At 36.8% G+C, this 1,933-nt stretch carries 2 protein-coding genes; both read left to right on the top strand.

The window, feature by feature from the left end:
- The coding region (pelF, locus tag AC30RD_RS08875; RefSeq protein ID WP_489494155.1) for a GT4 family glycosyltransferase PelF at positions 1-1,079 on the top strand (1,079 nt) is incomplete at its 5' end.
- The coding region (gene pelG / locus AC30RD_RS08870) for an exopolysaccharide Pel transporter PelG (RefSeq protein ID WP_489494153.1) at positions 1,067-1,933 on the top strand (867 nt) is incomplete at its 3' end. The genes pelF and pelG, both read left to right, overlap by 13 nt.

Below are 1,933 nucleotides of genomic sequence, written 5' to 3'. Positions count from 1 at the left end.
TTTATACAAGAGAGAGAAAGATTGATATGCTCTCTGCCGATTGGATTGAGTATAAAAAACCAGAACTTCTCCAACAACCTGAAGAGTACAACTATATTAAAAAGATGTGGATAGATTTTTTTGAGAAGATAGGAGTTTTTTGTTACAACCGTTCCAATTTGGTTCTTTCCCTCTTTAGCGGAGCAAGAAAAATCCAAATCAGTTACGGTGCAGATGAAAACAGATGTTTTGTTATTCCAAACGGTGTTGATGTTGATGGTTTAAAGGCAACGATGCACTATCGTGATTCTACGCCAAAGCCTGTAGTGACACTTATTGGGCGTGTGGTTCCCATTAAAGATATCAAAACATTTATACGGGCTATAAAGATTGCCTTGCAGGATAATCCAGATATAGAGGGTTGGATTGTGGGACCTGTTGATGAAGATTTGGAGTATTTCAATGAGTGCCAGCAGATGGCTGTTTCGTTGGGCTTAAAAGAGAAAAAGCAGGAGTTTGAAGGAAATCATGCTCTTTTGTCTCAAGAGGAACTTATCAACCATAGTGATAAAATTAAATTTTTTGGTTTTAGTAATATTAAAGAGATACTCCCAAAATCTGCACTTCAGACACTCTCATCCATTAGTGAAGGGATGCCTTTGGTTGTTCTTGAAGGGTTTGCAGCAGGTGTCCCTTGTGTGGCAACTGATGTGGGAAGTTGTCGAGACCTTATAGAGGGTGGTATCAATGAGGAGGATATCGCCATAGGAAAAGCAGGAGCCGTAACAGGTATAGCAAATCCGGGTGCATTGGCAAAGGAGTATGTTAAGCTTCTTCGTTTTGAAACGGGTGAATGGAAAAGAGCACAGAAAGCGGGATTAAAAAGGGTAGAAACTTTTTATAGACAAGAAAGCTTTTTAGCAGATTATAAAGGTATCTATACTGATGCAATGTATCAAACATGGGATGAATATATGAAGTGTGTATTTCCCTATTATGATCATAATGAAGTGCCGTTTGTGAAACGCTTTAAGAGAATGTTTCCTATTAAAGAGTTTACGACAACTCTGCATCCAAAGGAGTTATCATGGCGGGTATAGGGTTTGAACTGCGAAAAATTTTAAAAGAGGACAGAATCCTCTCTTTTACAAAAGTTTATGGATATTCTGCAATATTGAGTTCAGGTCCATGGGTTATCTCCATTGTTGCTATTTTGCTTGTTGGTTTTATTAACCTTGCCAATATGGGTGAGGTGAGCGATGCCTTTCGTTTTCAGGTTGTAGTTACCTATGCGATTGCTTTAGCATCGAGTTTAATTGTTACAGGTGTTTTACAGTTGCCCTTTACGCGTTATATAGCGGATTTGATTTTTAAAAAAAGAGAAAAAGAGATACTTCCATCCTATTTTGGTGCAATTTTTCTTGCATGGGCGCTTGGACTTCCTTTTGTTGTTCCCCTTTATTTTTGGGTTTTTGAGGGGCAGAGTATATTTTTTATTATAGGGGTGATTGCAACTTTTTTAATTTTATGTGGTGTATGGATTTCAAGTATTTTGGCAGCAAGCCTAAAATACTACAAGGGTGTTGTCTGGGCGTATCTTATCTCTTATGTAGGGATTGTTGTATTCTCCTATTTTTTTGGTACAAGTATAGAGATGTTGATTTTTATTTACTTTCTTGGCAATGCCGTTTTGTTTATTTTTTTGATGAGTTTTATTATTAAAAGTTACGGTTCTGATATTTTTTTAAAAATAGATTTTTTTCTTGAGCCCAATTTCTATGCAACACTTGGTATTGCCGGGTTAACATACAATCTTGGAGCATGGGTTGATAAATTTATTTTTTGGTATCATCCTGCAACGGGGCATACTGTTATTGGAAAACTTAATGCATCGGTTGTATATGATATGCCGATTTTTATTGCATATTTATCTGTTATACCCGGTATGGCAATC

The organism is Nitrosophilus sp. (assembly GCF_982775275.1).
This window is presented reverse-complemented; position numbering and strand designations above follow the sequence as displayed.